The sequence below is a fragment of the Desulforhabdus amnigena genome (genome assembly GCF_027925305.1).
Classification (GTDB): domain Bacteria; phylum Desulfobacterota; class Syntrophobacteria; order Syntrophobacterales; family Syntrophobacteraceae; genus Desulforhabdus; species Desulforhabdus amnigena.
In genome coordinates, this window is record NZ_BSDR01000001.1 from 2,509,610 (window position 1) to 2,527,345 (window position 17,736).

The following is a 17,736-nucleotide window of genomic DNA, read 5'->3' on the forward strand; positions in this document are numbered from 1 at the left end:
CTTCTTTGAAATGAACTTTCAGACCATCTTCAAATCAACTATGCCCGCTTGTACAAAGGAGACATGGCCCGCAGCATAGTCACCACGTGAGAGAGAGTATCCACGGCCTGTTGAACTTCTTCTTCCGTGTTTTCCTCCCCCAGGGTAAAAAGCAATGTGCCCAGCGCTTCTCCGCCCAAAGCGCCCATGGCTTCCAGCACGTGAGATGCCTTGGCGGTGATGGACATACAGGCCGAAGCCCCTGCCACACTGATCCCACGCAAATCCATATGCAGCAGCAACGCCTCACCCTCAACGAAACGGATGGAAACATTCACAAGGCCGGGGATATGCTCTTCCGGATGCCCATTGAACTTGATCTGATCGACATGGTCGGCAATCCCCTTTCGAAGCAGATCTTCTAAATGCTTACAAGTCGCCATGCGGTGAGGCAGATTCTGCAGGGCCAACTCCGCCGCCTTGCCCATTCCAACGATACCGGCAACATTCTCGGTTCCCGTACGGCGTCCGTCTTCCTGTCCGCCACCGTGAAAGAGAGGCCATAGCTGGACCCCCTTTTTGCAATAGAGCGCTCCGGTACCCTTGGGGCCTCCAAACTGGCTCGCAGCAAAGCTGAAGAGATCAACGCCCAGGTCCCTGACATCCACGGGAATGCGCCCTACCGAAGCGACGGCATCGGAATGGAACGGAATTCCCTTTTCTTTTGTATAATAAGCAATTTCTTTCAACGGCTGAATGGTGCCCACTTCATTGTTGGCATGCATGATGGAAACCAGGGCGGTATCCTCGCGCAGAGCCTTTTTCACATCCCCGGGATTCACCTGCCCGTAGGAATCGACGGGTATTTCAGTGACTTCGAACCCAAACCGTTCGAGCGCCTTGGCAGAATACAATACAGAATAATGTTCCACTGCGGAAACGACGATGTGCCTTTTTTCCTTCATCCTATGGAAAGCCGTTCCCTTGATGGCAAGATTGTTGGATTCCGTCCCACAAGAAGTGAAAATGATCTCTTCTGGCTCGGCCCCGACCAAGCGGGCCACCTGTTCCCGGCTCTTGAAAAGAGCTTCCTGAGGTTCTTCGCCATCGTGATGAATGCTCGCCGGATTTCCAAAATACTCTCGCAGGAAAGGCTCCATAGCTTCCACGACTTCCGGAGCCACAGGGGTTCCCGCAATATGATCCATATAGATCCGCTTGTTCTCCATTTGACCCAATTCCTCCATTTCTCTTCTTCTATAAACTCCAATATAGACAAAAACTGAAAAATCTTTCATTCAGCCACGAGACAAAATCGGGATAGCACCAAAAAGCCCAAAACATTCGTTTATACTTTTCACACTCAAAAAGAGTCAACAGAAAAGCACCGACATGTGTTTGACGCCCGCAAGCTCTGCGGATCCAATGCACCGAAGCCAACCCGCTGCGATTCCATGCGATGTAAGAACCGGGTTCCATAGATTTCTCCTTGCAATCTTTTCTTGAGCATGCTAAGCAATATGCGATTTTTCGGCGATTCAGGATAGGCTTGATAACCTGGAACTTTTTAGGGAAATCGGATGTTTGGCACCAGGGTATGGCCATACCACATCTCGAACTGGAATTAGGAGGAAAGATTATGAAGGTATTTTTGGGTGGGGTTGTTGCAGCATTTTTGGGTCTTATCGGTATTTTGATTTTTTTTGGCCCGTTCCTGCATCTTTTGGCGGGCGCTTTGCCGTTGATGCTCTTGCTCGGCGGTGCTATGGCCGCATATCTTGGCTATGACGAAGTAAAAGACAAGATCCCGTTCCCCAAGAACAAGCCGTCCGAAGAATCAGAAGCCGGTTCTGAAAGTACTTACAAGGCAGAAGCTGAAAAATACAAGCAAGAAGCCGAAAGACTGAAAGCCGAACTCGAAAAAACCAAGGCTGAGAGCTAGGATTTATCCTTACATTTCATTTTATCGCATTCATATGGAAGCCGCCTCTTTTTCATTGAGGCGGCTTTTTTGGCTTCTATTTCCCCTCCTCACGGATGAGCCAGCGTCCAGTTTTCCCCCCAGCCCATATCGACTTTGAGGGGCACACGGAGCTCCCAGACATTTTCCATTTTTTCCCGAATCAGGTTCCTGACGACATCGAGTTCTTTCATGGGAACCTCGAAAACCAGTTCGTCATGCACCTGTAAAAGCATCTTCGCCTTGAATCCACTCTTCTCCAGAGCCCCATGAATATCGATCATGGCTTTTTTTATCAGATCCGCCGCGGTTCCCTGAATGGGAGTATTGATGGCCAGACGCTCTCCCTGCTGCCTCAGGGTATAATTGCGACTCTGCAGTTCCGGAATGGACCGCCTTCTTCCCAGGAGCGTTTCGCAATACCCCCGCTGACGCGTTTCCTCGATCAGCCGTTCGATATACCGTTTCACTCCCCGGTACCGGTCGAAATAGCGATCTATGGAAGCTTTCGCCAGTTTGTTGCTGATCCCGAGCCGGCGCGCCAGTCCGAAGGCTCCCATGCCATAGATGATTCCGAAATTGATCGTCTTCGCCTGCCGCCTCATTTCGGGAGTGACCTCATGCGGAGGAATGTTGAACATTTCGGCGGCGGTCCGCCGGTGTATATCGGCTCCCGCATGAAAGGCTTCCACAAGGTGTTCGTCCCGGCTGTAGTGCGCCAGTATGCGCAATTCAATTTGCGAGTAGTCCGCAGAAAGGAGCACATGCCCCGGTGGAGCCACAAAAGCCTCACGGATTTTCCTGCCTTCTTCCGTCCGGATGGGAATATTTTGAAGGTTGGGGTCTGAACTGCTGAGCCGGCCGGTGGCGGTGACGGTCTGGTTGTAAGAAGTGTGAATGCGCCCCGTCTCGGGATGCACCAGCTTGATGAGTGAGTCCGCATAGGTTCCCTTCAGCTTCGCCAGGGTCCGATAATTGAGGATGTGCTCGACGACGGGATGTTCTCCCGCCAGTTCCTCCAGCACATTCACATCCGTGGAAGGACCGGTTTTCGTCTTTTTCACCACTCTGAGACCCAATTTTTCGAAAAGAATATAAGCCAGCTGTTTCGGGGACTGGATATTGAATTCCTCTTTGGCCAGGTCATAAATTATGGCCGCTTCACGGTCCAACGCCTTTTCAAAATCGACGGAAAGCGTTTCGAGCCTTTGAACATCCACCAGGATGCCCTGGTATTCCATCCTGGCAAGAACCTCTATGAGGGGCAGCTCCAGGGATACATAAAGATCTTCGAACCCCTCTTCCTTCAGTTTGCGTTTGAGGATGGGCACGAGCCGCCAAGTCGTCTCGGCATCCTCACAGGCATACTCGGCGGCGACATCCACCGACACTTCTGCAAAACCTATTTGAGACTTCCCCTTGCCCGTCACCTCCTGGTAGGAAATCATGTTTTCCCCGAGATGCTCCGCTGCGATGCGATCCAGGCTGTGCGAATGCTTGCCTGGGTCGAGCAGGTAACTGGCCACCATCGTGTCAAATACGATTCCCTTCAAATCTATGCCGTGCCGTTTGAAGACCACCCACTCGTACTTGATGTTTTGACCGACCTTTCCGGGTTTTTCTCCACTCAGAACCGACGCCAGGGCTTTCAATACAACTTTTTCGGAAAGCTGGTTTCCCGCCTCCTTTCCCGAGTGGTTGAGGGGGATGTAACAGGCATGGTGGTCGGCATGGCTCAACGCCACTCCCACCAGTTCCGCCCGCATGGGGTCCCTGGAAGTGGTTTCAAGATCGATGGAAAAACAGTCGAGCGCTTTGATTTCTTCCATCAATCGGAACAGATCTTTCTCATCTCGAATGATCTTGTCCCTGCGGAGGCTTTCAGTACCTTCACCCGCAGTATTCGAAGAAACCTCCTGGAAATCTTCCCACGACTGCCGAAGAGTCTCCAGAAGATTCTTAAAATCCAGCTCTTCGTAAAGCTTGAACAGCTCGGACTTCATGGGCTCACCGGCTACGAAGGAATCGATTTCACGGGACAGGGGCACATCTTCCTTAAAAGAGACCAGTTGCCTGGAAAGATAGGCCAATTCTCGATTCTCTTGCAGTTTTTTGCGCACCGAAGGTGGAGAGACTTCTTCCAGATGAGCGTACAATCCATCCAGGGTTTCCCATTGCTGGAGCAGCTTCTGCGCCGTCTTGTCCCCAACCCCCTTCACGCCGGGCACATTGTCGGAGCTGTCTCCCACCAAAGCCAGGTAATCCCCCATCCGCCGGGGCTCCACTCCGAATTTTTCCTTCACCTCGTCTTCCGTGAAGACCCTGTCCTTCTGAGTGTCCCACTGCCGGATGAACGGGCTTTCAATCAACTGGTGCAGATCCTTGTCGCCGGAAACAATGACCACTTCCAACCCCTGATCCCTCCCCCAGTGCGCGAGGGTCGCGATGAGGTCATCGGCTTCATAGCCCAGCATCTCCATCTGGGGAATGCCGTGGAACCGGACCAGGTTCTTGATGTATGGAACCTGCACAATGAGGTCCTCTGGCATCTTCTGGCGTGTCGCCTTGTACGCTTCGTACATTTCATGGCGGAAGTTGGGGCCGGGGGCGTCAAATACGACGCAAATATAATCGGGCTTCCTTTCGCGAATGACCTTGAGAAGCATCTGGGCAAATCCGTAGATGGCCTGAGTGGGCATGCCCTTGGCATTACTGAGACGCCCGATGGCGTAAAAAGCGCGATAGATGTAAGAACTCCCGTCGATGAGGTAAAAGCTCTTCTTTTCTTCCGTCATTTTATGATCCGTCTTTTTGCACAGCCAGTGTCTGCAGGAGGGTCGAAGACCCCGGCATCGCATTCAAAGGGGGAGGCAAATATGCCAGGTTCACGTGACTCATGGCATGGAAAACGTTTCCACGCACCTTGGGACTTTTCCGATAGAGGGAATCCAGAAGGGTTCGAATTTCCATGCGCTTGTTTTTGTTTGAGGATGGGCAGCCATTGCGAATCACCGGAATATTCAATCTTCGACTCAGCCGCTCCACTTTCTCGGCCGGCACCAGGGCCAGGGGCCGAATGACCGTCACTTCGCCGTTGAAGAATTCCTGTTTGGGAAGCATCGCGGCCACCTGAGCTCCATAACAGATATTGATGAAAAAGGTTTCAATGAAATCATCCTGGTTATGACCGAAAGCGAGCTTACGGCACCCCAGTTCGTGCGCTTTTTTGAAAAGAGTCGTTCGTCTGAGGCGGGCACAGAGGAAACACGGGTTTTCCCGGTTCTCGGGACCATGAGCCTTCACTCCGTGATCCGTTCGGATGATTTCGTGACGAAAACCCTCTCTCTTGAAATAATCTTCCAGGAGACCCGCAGATTCCGTTTCGAAACCCGGATCCACATGGACGGCTACGAGATCGTAGCGGATGGGAAGCCTGGAAAGACGCTCCCTCAGCAACCACAGGAGGAGCATGCTGTCTTTGCCTCCCGAAACCGCCACAACAATGGTTTCTCCATCTTCAATCAAACCATAATGATGGATGGCCTTGCCCACGAGGCGCCGCACTTCCTGATCGATAAATGCCATTTTAATCCTTTGCAACTCCCGGAAAAATGGTTCGATATCCAAATCACCCCATCCGGCGATCGAATTCTGAGCCCTGAAGGTTGAGATGCTCCACGGCATTCTTGATGCCCGCAAGGGTGAGATCTTCCATATGAAAAAGACGGCCGATACGCGAAATGGTGGTGCTGTGCCACTCCCAGCGATCCCTGGGGATGGGATTCAACCAGACGCTTGCGGGAAAGGCTTCACGCATCTCCTTCAACCACTCCCACCCCGGCCTGCGTTCAGTGGTGTGGATATCGAGCGAACCATATGCGGCCATGAGCTCGGAAGGCGCCATGTTCGCATCTCCGATGACGATGAGGCGGGTGCTTTTGCTTTCTCCCAGAAAAGCGTCCCATTTTAAGGGTTCCGTGCGCAGAAGATCCCGGTAGACGACGCCGTAGACGCAGTTGTGAAAATAATAGGTATTCACATCCCGAAAGAGTCCCCGGATCTTGTTGAAAACGGTCTTCACGAGAGCGACATGGGGCATCATGGAATAGCCGCCGTTGTCGAGCAAGATGACCAGACGCAAACGGTTCCGCAATTCCCGCCGAAAGATCAGTTCGATCTCACCGCCGTTGCGCGCCGTTCTCGCGATGGTCGCATCGATATCCAGTTCCACTTCGGGCCCGGTCGGGCGCAGGCTTCTAAGGGAAGTCAGAACCTGCCCCAGATTCACTGCAGCCAGAGTGGACTTTTCACTGTAATTGACAAATCCTCTCTTTTCGATGACCTTTTGAGCCGTCCCGTAAAGCCCCTTCCCGTAAACACGGACGCCTCCACCCTTCCTTCCGCTATGCCCGAACAGCGATGTTCCCCGTGTTCCGACCCAGGTATTGCCTCCATGGTGTTCTCCCTGCTGTGCCAGTACGGTCTCCCAGAAACGGGCGAGCAATTCCTCGGTCTCCATCTCCTGAAGGGCTTCAGGGGAGAGGCGCCCGCTCTCCATCTCGTCGCGCAGCCAATCCTGAAAAGGCTTTCCCGCCATCAGATCTTCCCAGCCGGCCGGATTTTCGATTCCGTCAGCCCCCAAAAAGAAAGCCCTGAAGGCCTGCTCAAAAAGGTCGTAGTGTTCCACGTGTTTTACAAAAATGAGCCGCGCCAGCAAAAAAAGCCGATCCAGGTCCGGCGCCAACCCGCGCCGCAGGGCACGGTAAAACTCCAGGATGTACTGAACACTGACGGGAATGCCCGCTTCTTTCAACTGATAAATAAAGCCGATCATGAAAACACCCCGGTGGCTTTCCGGCGACTCAGAACCGCGTCTCTCTCCTGATGCCTTTGAATTTCAATATATCCTGTGTGCGTTTGAGCAGGGTGCCGATGTGAGCCGTATCCCTGCCTGCACCAGGTGCCCGAGTTCCCGACTTCCACATGGACCCGATCCAGTCGAGCAACTCGGCCGTAGCGGGGGGTTTTTCAAACCCCTGCTCTCTCAAGCGATAGAACGTCATCAAGGAGGCTTCCAGGAAAGACTCGGGAAGATCGGGAAAGTGCAACCGCACGATCCGGGTCATCTCGTCGGGGGGAGGAAAAGGGATATAGTGACAGAAGCAGCGCCGCAAAAAGGGATCGGAAAGCTCCCGCTTGGCATTGCTCGTGATGATGATGACCGGCTTTTGACGCGCCTGCACCTTGTGGTTGATTTCGCGGATAATGAACGAACCGTCCTCCAGGACATCCAGCAGATTGTCCTGAGTGTCCGAATCCGTTTTATCGATTTCATCCAGTAAAAGCACCCGGCGGTCTTCCGCCAGGAAGGCCCGCCCGATGGGGCCGAACCGCAGATAATCCCAGATATTGTTCACATCGCGCCCCGTCTCTCCACTGCCGAAACGCGAATCGTTCAGACGCAAAACGGTGTCGTAGACGTAGCACAGTTCTTCTCCCTTGAAAGTGGATTTGCATCGCGCCTCTTCCATTTCAAGGCCAAGAGATCGGGAAACTTCAAAAGCGAGCTGAGTCTTTCCCGTTCCTGCTTCACCCGTCAGAAGAAGAGGTTTTTCCATCGCAATGGCGATATTGACAATTTCCCGCAGTTCGGGATTCAGGTAGTAGCGATCGCTTCCTTCAAATTCTGTCATCATTCACTCCAAAAGCGGGACCGGAGGTTGGATACCCGCTATCGCACCAAATTTTCCAGGGTGTCGTACCCGAATTACCGTTTCGGATAACCTTTCCAATCACGCATCATAGTCAAAAGCGCTCGCATTGACAATGCAGAGAAGTCCCGTGAACCGACAAAACACCGACCTCCGGAAGGAGTGCAGGCACCCGCCATTTATCATTTTTCCATGGCCGATGCCCTTCGGTGGACAAAAAGAAAAACAACATCTTCAAAAAAAGCCTTGACACCGAAGCGGAATTTATTGTAGATAGCAGACCTCTTCCGGTTGTTGCATATGCGCCCGTAGCTCAGTTGGATAGAGCGTCGGACTTCGAATCCGCAGGCCGCAGGTTCGAATCCTGCCGGGCGTACCAGGAAGGCAGATGAAATTCAATATGGGCCGTTAGCTCAACGGTAGAGCAGCTGACTCTTAATCAGGAGGTTCGGGGTTCGAGACCCTGACGGCCCACCAGTAAATTCAAGGGGTTACAGGTTATGCCTGTTTCCCCTTTTTTGTTGCGTACATTCAACCAGGAATTTACAGACGGAAGGAGGCAAAATCCTCCAAAAGACAACGAATACGAAAGGATGTTTTTCCCGAATCTCTCGAGGTCTCTTCCGATCCGGTAAAAGATCATGCTTCAGAAAACCTTGCCCTCTTGCGCCATATTGTTTTGAATCTCCTCCGAGAAGAAAAGACAGCTAGCACCAGGACAATAATGGCTACCGCCTCTCATCCCCGTTTCCCCACCCAGTCTCTGAGGAGATCCACAAATTCGGCAGGAAGGATTGTCGGCTGCCCAGAGAAACGTACACAGACCATGTTGAGAATAGCTCTGGTGCAAAGCACCGGGTTTTCCTCCTCCTCACAACGGTAAATGATCTGAGAGAATGCAAGGCTCCGCGTGCGCCACCACTGAATTCCCGTATGGATCTCGATGAGATCATCGTAACGGAGGGATTTCCTATAGGTGCAGGAAGCCTCCACAATCGTGAGGTGCAACTGCCGATCCATGAACCATCGATATGGATAGCCCAGCTCGCGAAGGAAGTCCTCCCTGGCCAGCTCGAAAAGGTGATAGTAATTACCATGATATACAGCCTGCCCGATATCCACCTCAAAAAGCGGAACCCGCATCCGAGTCTTGTGCCAAACCTCAGGCGCTTTATCTTGAGTATTGCTATCCATCTCTATCCTCACTCCTGTCGAGCAGGACCCGACTTTGATCAACCCTCTCCGCACCGGCCATTCCAACTGGCTTTCATCCTCAGCCCTTATAATTTCGGGCAAAGAAAATATCAGAAAGATTTGCCTACGAGAAGAATCTTCTGAAGGCCCCGGAGTTCGCCTTTATGCTGGTAACACCAAGCGTCCTGCTTTCTTGACATGACCCATATGCCTTGGAAAATATACTTCAAAGGGGGTTCCATTCCCAAGTTCACTGTAGACATTGATGAAGCCTTTGTTTTGTTTGACTATGCCACGATGCCATCGTCATTCAGAATAATCGATATAAAATCACCGGGAAGGGGAATCCCGCATGTTCCGCACAGTAGTCATTATCGAAGGTGATATTTCTTGTTTCGGCTGGCGGCTTCCGGCGCGTACTCCCAGTCGATTACATACAGAGCATCATAGTAAGTGGAAATGGTTTTAAAATCAGAAAATAAGACCTTCCTCCGCTGTATTCCTGAAATTATTCACTCTTACCGCCCAGGCCCCCTCAGTTTCCTGGTTTCCGGCTCGGCACATCTGCTGTTCCACTCTCAGTCTGTATACGGGTAACTTAGGCTTCAGCATACTTGTTTCAAGGGTTTCTCCCCAAACGTGGACTAAAGAGCCACATACCTTATACTTTCAGCCAGACACACCGTACAGGCATCACAGAGGTAAGATACAGAATTTTTCGCGCGTAAACGCCGGATTTATAAAGTACATCCCTCGTTTATACGAAAACAGGTATCGCAAGTAACAATTTCAGTTATCACGCAGATTCCATCATAATCATATCAGCCTGGCACCACCATCAATCACATTTACCGTACCGGTCATGTATGGACTTGCCATCAGCCACAGATAAGCCGACGCAACCTCATCCATGGAAGCCAGCCTCCTCAGGGGAAACTGATTGGCACGTTCCTGCACTCGCTTGGGTTTGGGTTCAACAAACCCAGGGCTCACAACATTTACTCTCAATGGGGCCAACTCGACAGCCAAGACTCGGCAGAGGGTTTCCGTGGCGCTGTTGATGATTGCCATGGTAGAAGCCCCTTTATATATCTTCTCACCGGCAATTCCACTTGTCAGAGTAATGCTGCCAGTCTCTCGGATGTGGTGTTGAGCCACTTGAATGAGCCGGTATTGCCCCCAAAACTTTGTCTCAAAGGCCCGCTTTGCCTCATCGATGTCCATGGTTTCAAATGGTGATGGGGTGGTCTCCGGCCTGACTGAAATAACAAGGTGATCAATTACACCTATTGCTTCAAATAATCGCGGAGGATCTTCAGGGGAGGTGATATCGAAAGCATGGGTTTCAATTGACTCACCAGGCAAATCCGGCAATGCCCCCACCCGTTCCGATGCCTTACGCGAGGCTATCAAGACATGTGCCCCATTTTGCAGGGCATGTCTTGCCACAGCAAGCCCGATCCCCGAGCTTCCCCCTACGACCAGTATTCTTTTTTCATTAAGCATATTGTTCATCTTCATCACCCAAAGCACTATAGGGCGCAAGATCCCCTGCGGAGCGACGGCCAATCTCTCCTGGCCGGCAGGTGAATCCGCGTGGTTTTTCCGCGCCGCGCATGGCGCGGAAACAAGTAGTGGTTCATCCTTACATCACTCCAATTGGAAGGATCTGCAAAAATCTAAAGGGCAATACTTCTTGATGCGTGACCGGTTCAGAACCTTTGCCAAATGTGTAAAAAATACATGAACCATCAAGAACGGCCACAGGTTATACCGTGAACGGGTGAAATCTGGACCAAGCTTGGGAGTGAGGGCAGGACGCCCTCACTCCCAGGATAAGGCGGAAAGTCCGGATCTAAGGCGTTCATAATATAAACCGACAGCTCAATCCTATGCTCTCACGATGCAAACTTTGTCAATCAGGAGATTCCCGATATTTGATGCTTTTTGATCGAGAATGAGCCTTGTTCATAAGGGTGGAGTGGAGAACGGAATTGACCGGACCATGTGGGGAGAGTACCTTGCACTGAACTGCTGGAACGGCAAGGATTCAAGACCTGGTAGTTTCGTTTTGAAGGAACTCTACTGATGATCCGCATTCCAGCATAGAGGTTTCGAACCTTACCCGCAGTCTTTGGCCGGCTGCTCTGACTTCAAGCCCTCAACGCTTTTAAAGAGCATCGCAAATAAGCCGGGACATTGAAGGACGAGTCGCCTGGCTTCAGTATGACAATTGCAGTCACCACAGACCACACAGGACAAGAGACATTCCATGACCATTGAAACGCACTCCCAACTTGCCGGGTTCATCTGGAGCATTTACAATCTTTTTCGCGGCCAAAGATGACTTGACTATCCGCAGTTTCCGGCCGATGGAGGATTCACCGGCGGCTGGAGGGGGATGAGGGCAAATCCCACCAAGTCCTTGCGTGGTTCCTGGAGCCGGTCGACCTTGCCCGCTCCACCTGGAACAATATCTGTTGTGAACCCATGAGATAGTTTTTCGGGTGGTAAGAAATGGTCGGGGTGGGCGCCTCAGAGTTCAGCCTGAAAAGTCGAATTCTCAGAGAGAGCTTTCTCTTGACCTGTGCATTTCAATCGCAATTGAGGATACGCTATTGTTGATATCCGGCTTCTCTTACGCCTTTGGCTCTGCCTTCTTTGCGGCCACTTCGGATGCATTGGCCAAACAGGCACTGCGCAGCCATTCGACAATTGTCACCGCCTGGGTAAGGCTCGCCTACGCCTCCCCTTTTCTTCTGCCTTTTCTCTATTTCATTCCCATCCCTCCGCTTGATCGGATCTTTTGGATCACCATTCTTCTGTTGCTTCCCCTGGAAGCAGGCGCCATCATCCTCTACATGAAGGCCCTGCATATCTCTCCCCTTTCTCTGACGGTCCCGTTCCTCTCCTTCAGCCCGGCCTTCACTATCTTTACATCTTTTCTCATCCTCGGTGAACAACCCGATTCCTCAGGGATTATGGGAATTTCTCTCATTATGGTCGGCGCTTATCTATTGAACGTACATCTTTCGAGAAAAGGCGTTCTTCAACCTCTTCGCGCGGTCATGACAGAGCGTGGATCATTGCTCATGATCCTGGTCGCCTTCATCTACAGCATCACCTCAAGCCTCGGCAAGATGGCCATCCAGCACTCGAGCCCCGCCTTTATGGGCATCATCTATCTTCCGCTGGTTTCCTTTTCTTTACTTCCATTTGCGGTGCGAAATGGCATGCGGGTTTCAGCTTTGCGCTCGGGCGGTACCCTCTTTTTCCTCATCGGCATAAGCCAGGCGTTCATGGCTTTATGCCACTTTAAGGCCATTTCCATGATTTTGGTCTCCTATATGATATCGGTAAAGCGGATGAGTATTCTTCTAAGTGTGCTTCTTGGCGGGATCTTTTTTCATGAGGAGCATCTGAAGGAAAGGCTTGCCGGAAGCCTTCTGATGCTGCTGGGGGTCGTACTCATTGTACTCTAGCGCAACGATGAAGTGAAAAACCTATCGCTTCTCTTAACATAGTTCCCATAAGACCGGATATATTTAAAATATTCATATGATATGCGTTATGCGAGATCCTTCCACCAAGCCGAGTATTTTGGCAAGATTTGGATGGCGGCTAACCATTTCCACCAACTTCCAATTAACAGTGCACTTGGGCGTTGGAACCATATTGGGCATTAGGATAGAGCAGAAATAGACCTATAGATTGCCAATTCCAAATATCCTTGTAAGAAACGAAGAGTTTGCTTCCATGTGTAATGGAGATCCCATTGTTCAGATTTTGGGATTTTCCGCCGGGCACTGAAATCGTATCCTTTAGATCCCTGCAAAGCCTCCCACAGACATCCTCGTTCCGTGAAATCACAGAAAGCATGCAGGATCGCAATCACCCAACCTCTATAAATGTGCAATTTGACGTGCACAATCAGAGAGCCTTGTTCCGCTCGTTGAAATCTGAATGCCTTGTCTAGCTGAGCAGATTGTTCGGATTTTCGGCCGGGAGGATTTTAATTCATTGATCATGAGCTATGCTTTGAATGTGATAGATCAGCTCCCCAGGAGATATGAGATGATGCTTATCCAAAAACCATATTGACAAAAATCAATACACTAAGTATATTCTCCATTGCCGATATGCTATCAGGAGATCTCACGATGAACGAATTCATTAAGGTCATGAAGGCTCTATCCGACCCGAACCGGGTAAAGATCCTCAAGATGCTCCAGTACAAATCGCTGTGCGTCTGTGAGATGCAAGCGGCTCTGGGCATAGCGCAGCCGACAGTTTCCAACCATCTGAAGGTCCTCGAAGACGCGGGGCTTGTCACCTATTGCAAAAACGGTCTGTGGGTCAACTACTCCCTGGCCGATGGGAACAGCAGCCCATACTCGGCATCGCTTCTCGGAAATCTCAAGCACTGGCTCAAGGACGACCCGGAAATCAGCAACATCATCGAAAGTCTTCCCGGCATCCGGCGGGAGGATATCTGCAAGAAGGATTGAAAGGCTTGGAGGAGAACCGGAAGGAGATAACAGATGGCAGAAAAGGATATCACACAGATCCACGTAGCCAATTGCTCAGTGGGCATTATTGGCATCAAACGGCTCGTGGAGAGAATGGCCCAAACCCATGCCAGTAAGACCGATGAGGAAGTCCAATCCTTTATGCTCGACCAGCTCGGAAAGGACAACTACATCCCGAACAGCGCAAAGGATAGCTATGGCAAAGCCTTCGTGCGGGAATTTCGAAAATTCCTCGGACAGTCCCACGCGGAGGATACCCCCCGCGGGCTCGATATCAAAGTCCTCGGTGCGGGCTGCACCCAGTGCCATAGTTTGACACAGATGGTAATGGAAGTGCTCACGGAGCTCGAGATCCCTGCTGGTGTCGATCACATTACGGACCTTAAGGAAATAGCCAGGTACGGTGTGATGGGCTCTCCGGCTCTTGTGATCAACGGCAAAGTTATGGTTGTGGGAAGTGTTCCTCCAAGGGACAGGGTCAGAAAGTGGCTCGCTGAAGCCCGATAAGTTCTTACAAGGAAAACAAGGCCATGAAAGCAAATGAAGGAAAAAGTTGTTGCTGCAGTCCTGAAAGTTGTCTTGACTCCACCTCGGAAGAGGTGCGCTCCAATGGCGGCAGATCCCTAACCCTGAGATATCTTATGTACAGCATCCCGCTGCTGGCGGCCTGGTGGATCGTTTACCGGAACCTTGAACCCTTCGCCAAGCTGTTCACCTATAAGCTCCTCCACCTGCCCGTTGACAGGCATCTCAGCAGCGCCGTCGAATTTTTCGTCTTCGAGGCGCCCAAAGTGCTCATGCTGCTCACTCTGGTGGTGTTTGGAGTCGGCATCGTGCGATCCTTTTTCACTCCGGAGCGCACCCGGAAAATCCTGGCGGGAAGGCGTGAGTCGGCGGGAAATGTGCTGGCGGCTCTCCTTGGAATTGTGACTCCCTTTTGCTCCTGTTCGGCCGTGCCGCTTTTTATTGGCTTTGTCACCACCGGAGTGCCCCTTGGTGTGACCTTCTCTTTTCTCATTTCGGCCCCCATGGTGAATGAGATCGCTTTGGTGCTCCTCTACGGGCTTTTCGGATGGAAGGTTGCCGCAATCTATCTTAGCACAGGGCTTGTTATCGCCATGATTGCCGGCTGGACCATAGGCAGATTCCACATGGAGCACCACCTCGAGGAGTGGGTTTTCCAGATCCAGGCAGCGGAAAGCGGATACGAGGAGCCGCGCAAAAGCTGGGCGGAGCGCATTCAGTACGGCGCGGATGCGGTGCGGGACATTGTCGGCAAGGTTTGGCTGTATGTGATTTTGGGTATAGCCGTCGGGGCGGGAATCCACGGCTATGTCCCACAAGGGTTTATGGCTTCCTTAATGGGCAAGAGCGCATGGTGGGCGGTTCCGGTCTCCATCCTCATCGGCATTCCCATGTACTCCAATGCGGCAGGGATCATCCCGATTGTGCATGCGCTCATTGAGAAGGGAGCAGCATTGGGGACGGTGCTCGCCTTCATGATGTCGGTGATTGCGCTCTCACTTCCCGAAGCGATCATTTTGCGAAAAGTGCTCAAGCCCACCCTCATTGCAACCTTTTTCGGAGTGGTTGGCTTTGGCATTCTCATAGTGGGTTACCTGTTCAACCTGTTGACCTGAGAGCTCAGATCCAGTGTAACCTATCAATTGGTCAAAACGCCTTACGAAGGGAGAAAAATCGATGGTCATCAAAGTACTTGGTCCTGGATGCAAGAAGTGTCATGAAACGGAAAAAGTGGTTCGGGAGGCGGTTGCCGAGGCGGGCTCCGATGCAACTGTAGAATACATCACGGATTTAGCCGAGATCGCAAAGCACGGGATCTTTGCCACTCCGGCCGTCATCGTAGACGGGACCGCCAAATGCGTGGGAAAAGTCCCTTCGAAGGCCGATGTGAAGGGGTGGCTTGGAAAGTAAACAGGTTAGACCCAAACAAGGGAGACAGCGATGGCTGGGGAGTGTTGTGCATCTGGTTCAAACGTGATGATCCTTGCCTGCTCCGGAGGCTCCAACGTTGGGCAGCTCTCGAACCGGGCGGCTGTGGAACTGACACAGGAGGGAGTCGGGAAGATGTTTTGCTTAGCGGGAATAGGCGGTCAGCTCAGTGGGTTCGTTCAGTCGGCAAAGGACGTACCCAGCATGGTGGTAATCGATGGCTGCTCGCTCGCATGCGTCAAGGCGTGCCTCGAGAATGCTCAGGTGCCGATGAAGACCTACCTCGTTTTGACGGACCTTGGTATCGAGAAGAACAAAGATTTGGACCTCAAACCGGAAGAAGTTCTCAAGGTTAAACAAGCTGTAAAGGAGGCTCTCGCCAAAGCGTGAGCAGTCTTCGGGTTGAACATATTTAATGTACGGAGGGTCCTATGTTGCTGAGAGGTTACCGAAAAGAGATCGTTCGCCCCGAGTGCAGGCCCGAAGCCCAATCGGTGCACTGTATCGCTTAGCTTGTGATGAGGACATCACCCAGGTGATTCCCTACCTTAACGCAGTGCTTGGAGGCTTTCAGTACCTTAAGGACCCTCCTTCCGTCTCCTTCAAGGTCCGGAAGACTGCCCGCCCCTTGCACCGGAGAGCAAGGCCAGGCTTGAGGTCTACCTCCAGCAGTTCCAGTTCGAATAGAAGCAATGGAGATACGCAATGGAGAAACTGAGAATTCTGTATTTGTGCACGGGAAACTCCTGTCGCAGTCAAATGGCTGAGGGTTGGACACGCCACTTGAAGGGAGACGTCATGAATGCCTGGTCCGCAGGCGTAGAGCCGCACGGAGTGGACCCCAGGGCTGTCAAGGCCATGGCTGAGGCCGGAGTCAATATCTCAAGGCAGACTTCCAAACATATCGACACCCTGGGTGATATGGAATTCGATTTCGTGGTAACCCTTTGCGGCCATGCCCAGCAGTCTTGCCCTGTCTTCCCCGCCAAAACCAGAGTGCTGCATGTGGGCTTTGATGATCCTCCTATGCTTGCTGCAGGCTCTCGGAGCGAAGAAGAAGCCATGGCTCACTACCGGCGGGTGCGCGACGAGATTAAAGCTTTTGTTGAAAGACTTCCTCAGATTCTGATGGAAGAGAACGAAAGTAGCGAGCAGCGAAGAACCGCTCCATAGTTAGGAGAAAAATCAATGGTTCAATCAGTGTCCAGGCGGCTATCCTTTCTCGACCGGTATCTGACGCTCTGGATTTTCCTGGCGATGTTCATCGGTGTGGGGGGAGGTTGGCTCTACCCGGCGATCAAAAACGTCATCAACTACTTCCAGGTGGGAACGACCAATATCCCGATTGCCATCGGCCTGATCCTGATGATGTACCCACCTCTGGCCAAAGTGAAATATGAAGAACTGGGGCAGGTGTTTCGAAATGTCAGGGTGCTCACGCTGTCTCTCGTTCAGAACTGGATAATCGGCCCCATTCTCATGTTCCTTCTGGCGATCACTTTCCTCTCCGGGCATCACGAGTACATGGTGGGACTGATTCTGATCGGGCTTGCCCGCTGCATCGCCATGGTGATTGTCTGGAACGATCTTGCAGGGGGTGACACCGAGTACTGCGCCGGACTCGTGGCCTTCAACTCCATTTTTCAGGTGCTCTTCTTCTCCGTCTATGCCTATATCTTCATTACGGTGCTTCCGAAGTGGATCGGAATGACGGGAGCCGTGGTCGATATTTCCATGGGGCAGATCGCCGAAAGTGTTTTCATCTATCTTGGCATCCCCTTCATTGCCGGAATGATCTCACGGCTTGTGGGGCTCAAAACCAAAGGCCGTGAGTGGTACGAGAAAAGATATATTCCAAGAATCAGCCCGATCACCCTCATAGCGCTCCTTTTCACCATCCTTGTGATGTTCTCCCTCAAGGGCGAGTACATCGTGGAGCTCCCACTAGATGTCATTCGGATAGCAATACCTCTTTGCATCTACTTTGTGGTGATGTTTCTTTTCTCCTTCTACATGTCCAGGAAAGCTGGAGCCACTTACGGGCAGTCGGCAACCTTAAGCTTTACCGCTGCATCGAATAACTTCGAGCTGGCCATTGCGGTTGCCATTGCGGTCTTTGGAGTGAATTCGGGCCAGGCTTTTGCTGCCGTAATCGGTCCTCTAGTGGAGGTGCCTGTTCTCATAAGCCTTGTCAATGTGGCTTTGCGTTTCAAGCTGAAGTATTTCACTCCTTCGGTTTGCGCCGTCTGCAGAAGGGAAGCGACCGATTTCAATCTGTCCCGGTGCCGCAGGGGAGAGGATGAGGTGCTTCTTTGCCCAACCTGCTTGGATGACTCTTCGCACCCCCAGCATGGAAAGACGGGCCGCTGACGACCTGTTAGGGGCAACAGGAGACGCAACGGACTCAAGG

At 51.8% G+C, this 17,736-nt stretch carries 16 protein-coding genes and 2 tRNA genes; 11 read left to right on the plus strand and 7 right to left on the minus strand.

Annotated features, from left to right (window positions below):
• Positions 1-38: 38 nt before the first annotated feature.
• Entirely contained in the window at positions 39-1,208 is a 1,170-nt protein-coding gene (locus QMG16_RS10640; RefSeq protein ID WP_281794120.1) for a cysteine desulfurase family protein, read from the minus strand.
• 410 nt (positions 1,209-1,618) lie between these two features.
• Between QMG16_RS10640 and QMG16_RS10645 the strand changes: the two genes are divergently transcribed.
• Positions 1,619-1,921: a hypothetical protein gene (locus tag QMG16_RS10645; protein ID WP_281794121.1), complete on the plus strand. Its 303-nt coding sequence runs from the start codon at positions 1,619-1,621 to the stop codon at positions 1,919-1,921.
• Positions 1,922-2,010: 89 nt separating this feature from the next.
• Here QMG16_RS10645 and polA read toward each other — a convergent pair whose 3' ends face one another.
• The 4 genes from polA to QMG16_RS10665 are packed head-to-tail and all read right to left on the minus strand — an operon-like array spanning position 2,011 to position 7,635.
• Positions 2,011-4,734, minus strand: coding sequence for a DNA polymerase I (gene polA, locus QMG16_RS10650; RefSeq protein WP_281794122.1), 2,724 nt, complete (start codon positions 4,732-4,734; stop codon positions 2,011-2,013).
• A gap of 1 nt (position 4,735) precedes the next feature.
• Entirely contained in the window at positions 4,736-5,524 is a 789-nt protein-coding gene (locus QMG16_RS10655; RefSeq protein ID WP_281794123.1) for a PP-loop family protein, read from the minus strand.
• A 43-nt stretch (positions 5,525-5,567) separates the two neighbouring features.
• Complete coding sequence (locus QMG16_RS10660) at positions 5,568-6,773, minus strand: hypothetical protein (RefSeq protein WP_281794124.1); 1,206 nt, start codon at positions 6,771-6,773, stop codon at positions 5,568-5,570.
• Between the two features lie 28 nt (positions 6,774-6,801).
• A complete protein-coding gene (locus QMG16_RS10665; RefSeq protein ID WP_281794125.1) occupies positions 6,802-7,635 on the minus strand; it encodes an AAA family ATPase in 834 nt (277 codons plus the stop codon).
• 317 nt (positions 7,636-7,952) lie between these two features.
• Between QMG16_RS10665 and QMG16_RS10670 the strand changes: the two genes are divergently transcribed.
• Both QMG16_RS10670 and QMG16_RS10675 read left to right on the plus strand, forming a co-directional pair.
• A tRNA-Arg gene (locus QMG16_RS10670) sits at positions 7,953-8,029 on the plus strand.
• Positions 8,030-8,052: 23 nt separating this feature from the next.
• Positions 8,053-8,127, plus strand: a tRNA-Lys gene (locus QMG16_RS10675).
• A 261-nt stretch (positions 8,128-8,388) separates the two neighbouring features.
• On the opposite strand, the gene QMG16_RS10680 is transcribed toward QMG16_RS10675, so the two are convergent.
• Both QMG16_RS10680 and QMG16_RS10685 read right to left on the minus strand, forming a co-directional pair.
• The gene (locus tag QMG16_RS10680) at positions 8,389-8,844 is read right to left on the minus strand and encodes an acyl-CoA thioesterase (protein WP_281794126.1); all 456 of its coding nucleotides are present in this window, start codon (positions 8,842-8,844) and stop codon (positions 8,389-8,391) included.
• Positions 8,845-9,660: 816 nt separating this feature from the next.
• Positions 9,661-10,350: an SDR family oxidoreductase gene (locus QMG16_RS10685; RefSeq protein WP_281794127.1), complete on the minus strand. Its 690-nt coding sequence runs from the start codon at positions 10,348-10,350 to the stop codon at positions 9,661-9,663.
• A gap of 1,112 nt (positions 10,351-11,462) precedes the next feature.
• Here QMG16_RS10685 and QMG16_RS10690 point away from each other — a divergent pair.
• The 8 genes from QMG16_RS10690 to arsB all read left to right on the plus strand — a co-directional run bounded on the left by QMG16_RS10690 (position 11,463) and on the right by arsB (position 17,696).
• On the plus strand, positions 11,463-12,326 hold the full coding sequence (locus QMG16_RS10690; RefSeq protein WP_281794128.1) for a DMT family transporter: 864 nt from the start codon (positions 11,463-11,465) through the stop codon (positions 12,324-12,326).
• A gap of 678 nt (positions 12,327-13,004) precedes the next feature.
• Positions 13,005-13,352 carry an ArsR/SmtB family transcription factor gene (locus QMG16_RS10695; RefSeq protein WP_281794129.1) on the plus strand — a complete coding sequence of 116 codons (348 nt, stop codon included), beginning with the start codon at positions 13,005-13,007 and terminating at the stop codon, positions 13,350-13,352.
• 33 nt (positions 13,353-13,385) lie between these two features.
• The gene (locus QMG16_RS10700; protein ID WP_281794130.1) at positions 13,386-13,880 is read left to right on the plus strand and encodes a thioredoxin family protein; all 495 of its coding nucleotides are present in this window, start codon (positions 13,386-13,388) and stop codon (positions 13,878-13,880) included.
• A 23-nt stretch (positions 13,881-13,903) separates the two neighbouring features.
• Entirely contained in the window at positions 13,904-15,013 is a 1,110-nt protein-coding gene (locus QMG16_RS10705; protein WP_281794131.1) for a permease, read from the plus strand.
• Positions 15,014-15,074: 61 nt separating this feature from the next.
• Positions 15,075-15,308: a thioredoxin family protein gene (locus tag QMG16_RS10710; RefSeq protein WP_281794132.1), complete on the plus strand. Its 234-nt coding sequence runs from the start codon at positions 15,075-15,077 to the stop codon at positions 15,306-15,308.
• Between the two features lie 30 nt (positions 15,309-15,338).
• Positions 15,339-15,716: a putative zinc-binding protein gene (locus QMG16_RS10715; RefSeq protein ID WP_281794133.1), complete on the plus strand. Its 378-nt coding sequence runs from the start codon at positions 15,339-15,341 to the stop codon at positions 15,714-15,716.
• Positions 15,717-16,031: 315 nt separating this feature from the next.
• Positions 16,032-16,499, plus strand: coding sequence for an arsenate reductase ArsC (locus QMG16_RS10720; protein WP_281794134.1), 468 nt, complete (start codon positions 16,032-16,034; stop codon positions 16,497-16,499).
• Positions 16,500-16,514: 15 nt separating this feature from the next.
• Entirely contained in the window at positions 16,515-17,696 is a 1,182-nt protein-coding gene (arsB, locus tag QMG16_RS10725) for an ACR3 family arsenite efflux transporter (protein ID WP_281794135.1), read from the plus strand.
• Positions 17,697-17,736 lie beyond the last annotated feature (40 nt).

Excerpts from the sequence above, each read along its gene's own strand:
- QMG16_RS10705 (WP_281794131.1), top strand. The coding sequence starts at position 13,904 with ATGAAAGCAAATGAAGGAAAAAGTTGTTGCTGCAGTCCTGAAAGTTGT.
- arsB (WP_281794135.1), top strand. The coding sequence starts at position 16,515 with ATGGTTCAATCAGTGTCCAGGCGGCTATCCTTTCTCGACCGGTATCTG.
- QMG16_RS10665 (WP_281794125.1), bottom strand. The coding sequence starts at position 7,635 with ATGATGACAGAATTTGAAGGAAGCGATCGCTACTACCTGAATCCCGAA.
- QMG16_RS10720 (WP_281794134.1), top strand. The coding sequence starts at position 16,032 with ATGGAGAAACTGAGAATTCTGTATTTGTGCACGGGAAACTCCTGTCGC.
- QMG16_RS10660 (WP_281794124.1), bottom strand. The coding sequence starts at position 6,773 with ATGATCGGCTTTATTTATCAGTTGAAAGAAGCGGGCATTCCCGTCAGT.
- QMG16_RS10700 (WP_281794130.1), top strand. The coding sequence starts at position 13,386 with ATGGCAGAAAAGGATATCACACAGATCCACGTAGCCAATTGCTCAGTG.
- QMG16_RS10685 (WP_281794127.1), bottom strand. The coding sequence starts at position 10,350 with ATGCTTAATGAAAAAAGAATACTGGTCGTAGGGGGAAGCTCGGGGATC.
- QMG16_RS10680 (WP_281794126.1), bottom strand. The coding sequence starts at position 8,844 with ATGGATAGCAATACTCAAGATAAAGCGCCTGAGGTTTGGCACAAGACT.
- polA (WP_281794122.1), bottom strand. The coding sequence starts at position 4,734 with ATGACGGAAGAAAAGAAGAGCTTTTACCTCATCGACGGGAGTTCTTAC.
- QMG16_RS10645 (WP_281794121.1), top strand. The coding sequence starts at position 1,619 with ATGAAGGTATTTTTGGGTGGGGTTGTTGCAGCATTTTTGGGTCTTATC.
- QMG16_RS10640 (WP_281794120.1), bottom strand. The coding sequence starts at position 1,208 with ATGGAGAACAAGCGGATCTATATGGATCATATTGCGGGAACCCCTGTG.
- QMG16_RS10715 (WP_281794133.1), top strand. The coding sequence starts at position 15,339 with ATGGCTGGGGAGTGTTGTGCATCTGGTTCAAACGTGATGATCCTTGCC.
- QMG16_RS10710 (WP_281794132.1), top strand. The coding sequence starts at position 15,075 with ATGGTCATCAAAGTACTTGGTCCTGGATGCAAGAAGTGTCATGAAACG.
- QMG16_RS10655 (WP_281794123.1), bottom strand. The coding sequence starts at position 5,524 with ATGGCATTTATCGATCAGGAAGTGCGGCGCCTCGTGGGCAAGGCCATC.
- QMG16_RS10695 (WP_281794129.1), top strand. The coding sequence starts at position 13,005 with ATGAACGAATTCATTAAGGTCATGAAGGCTCTATCCGACCCGAACCGG.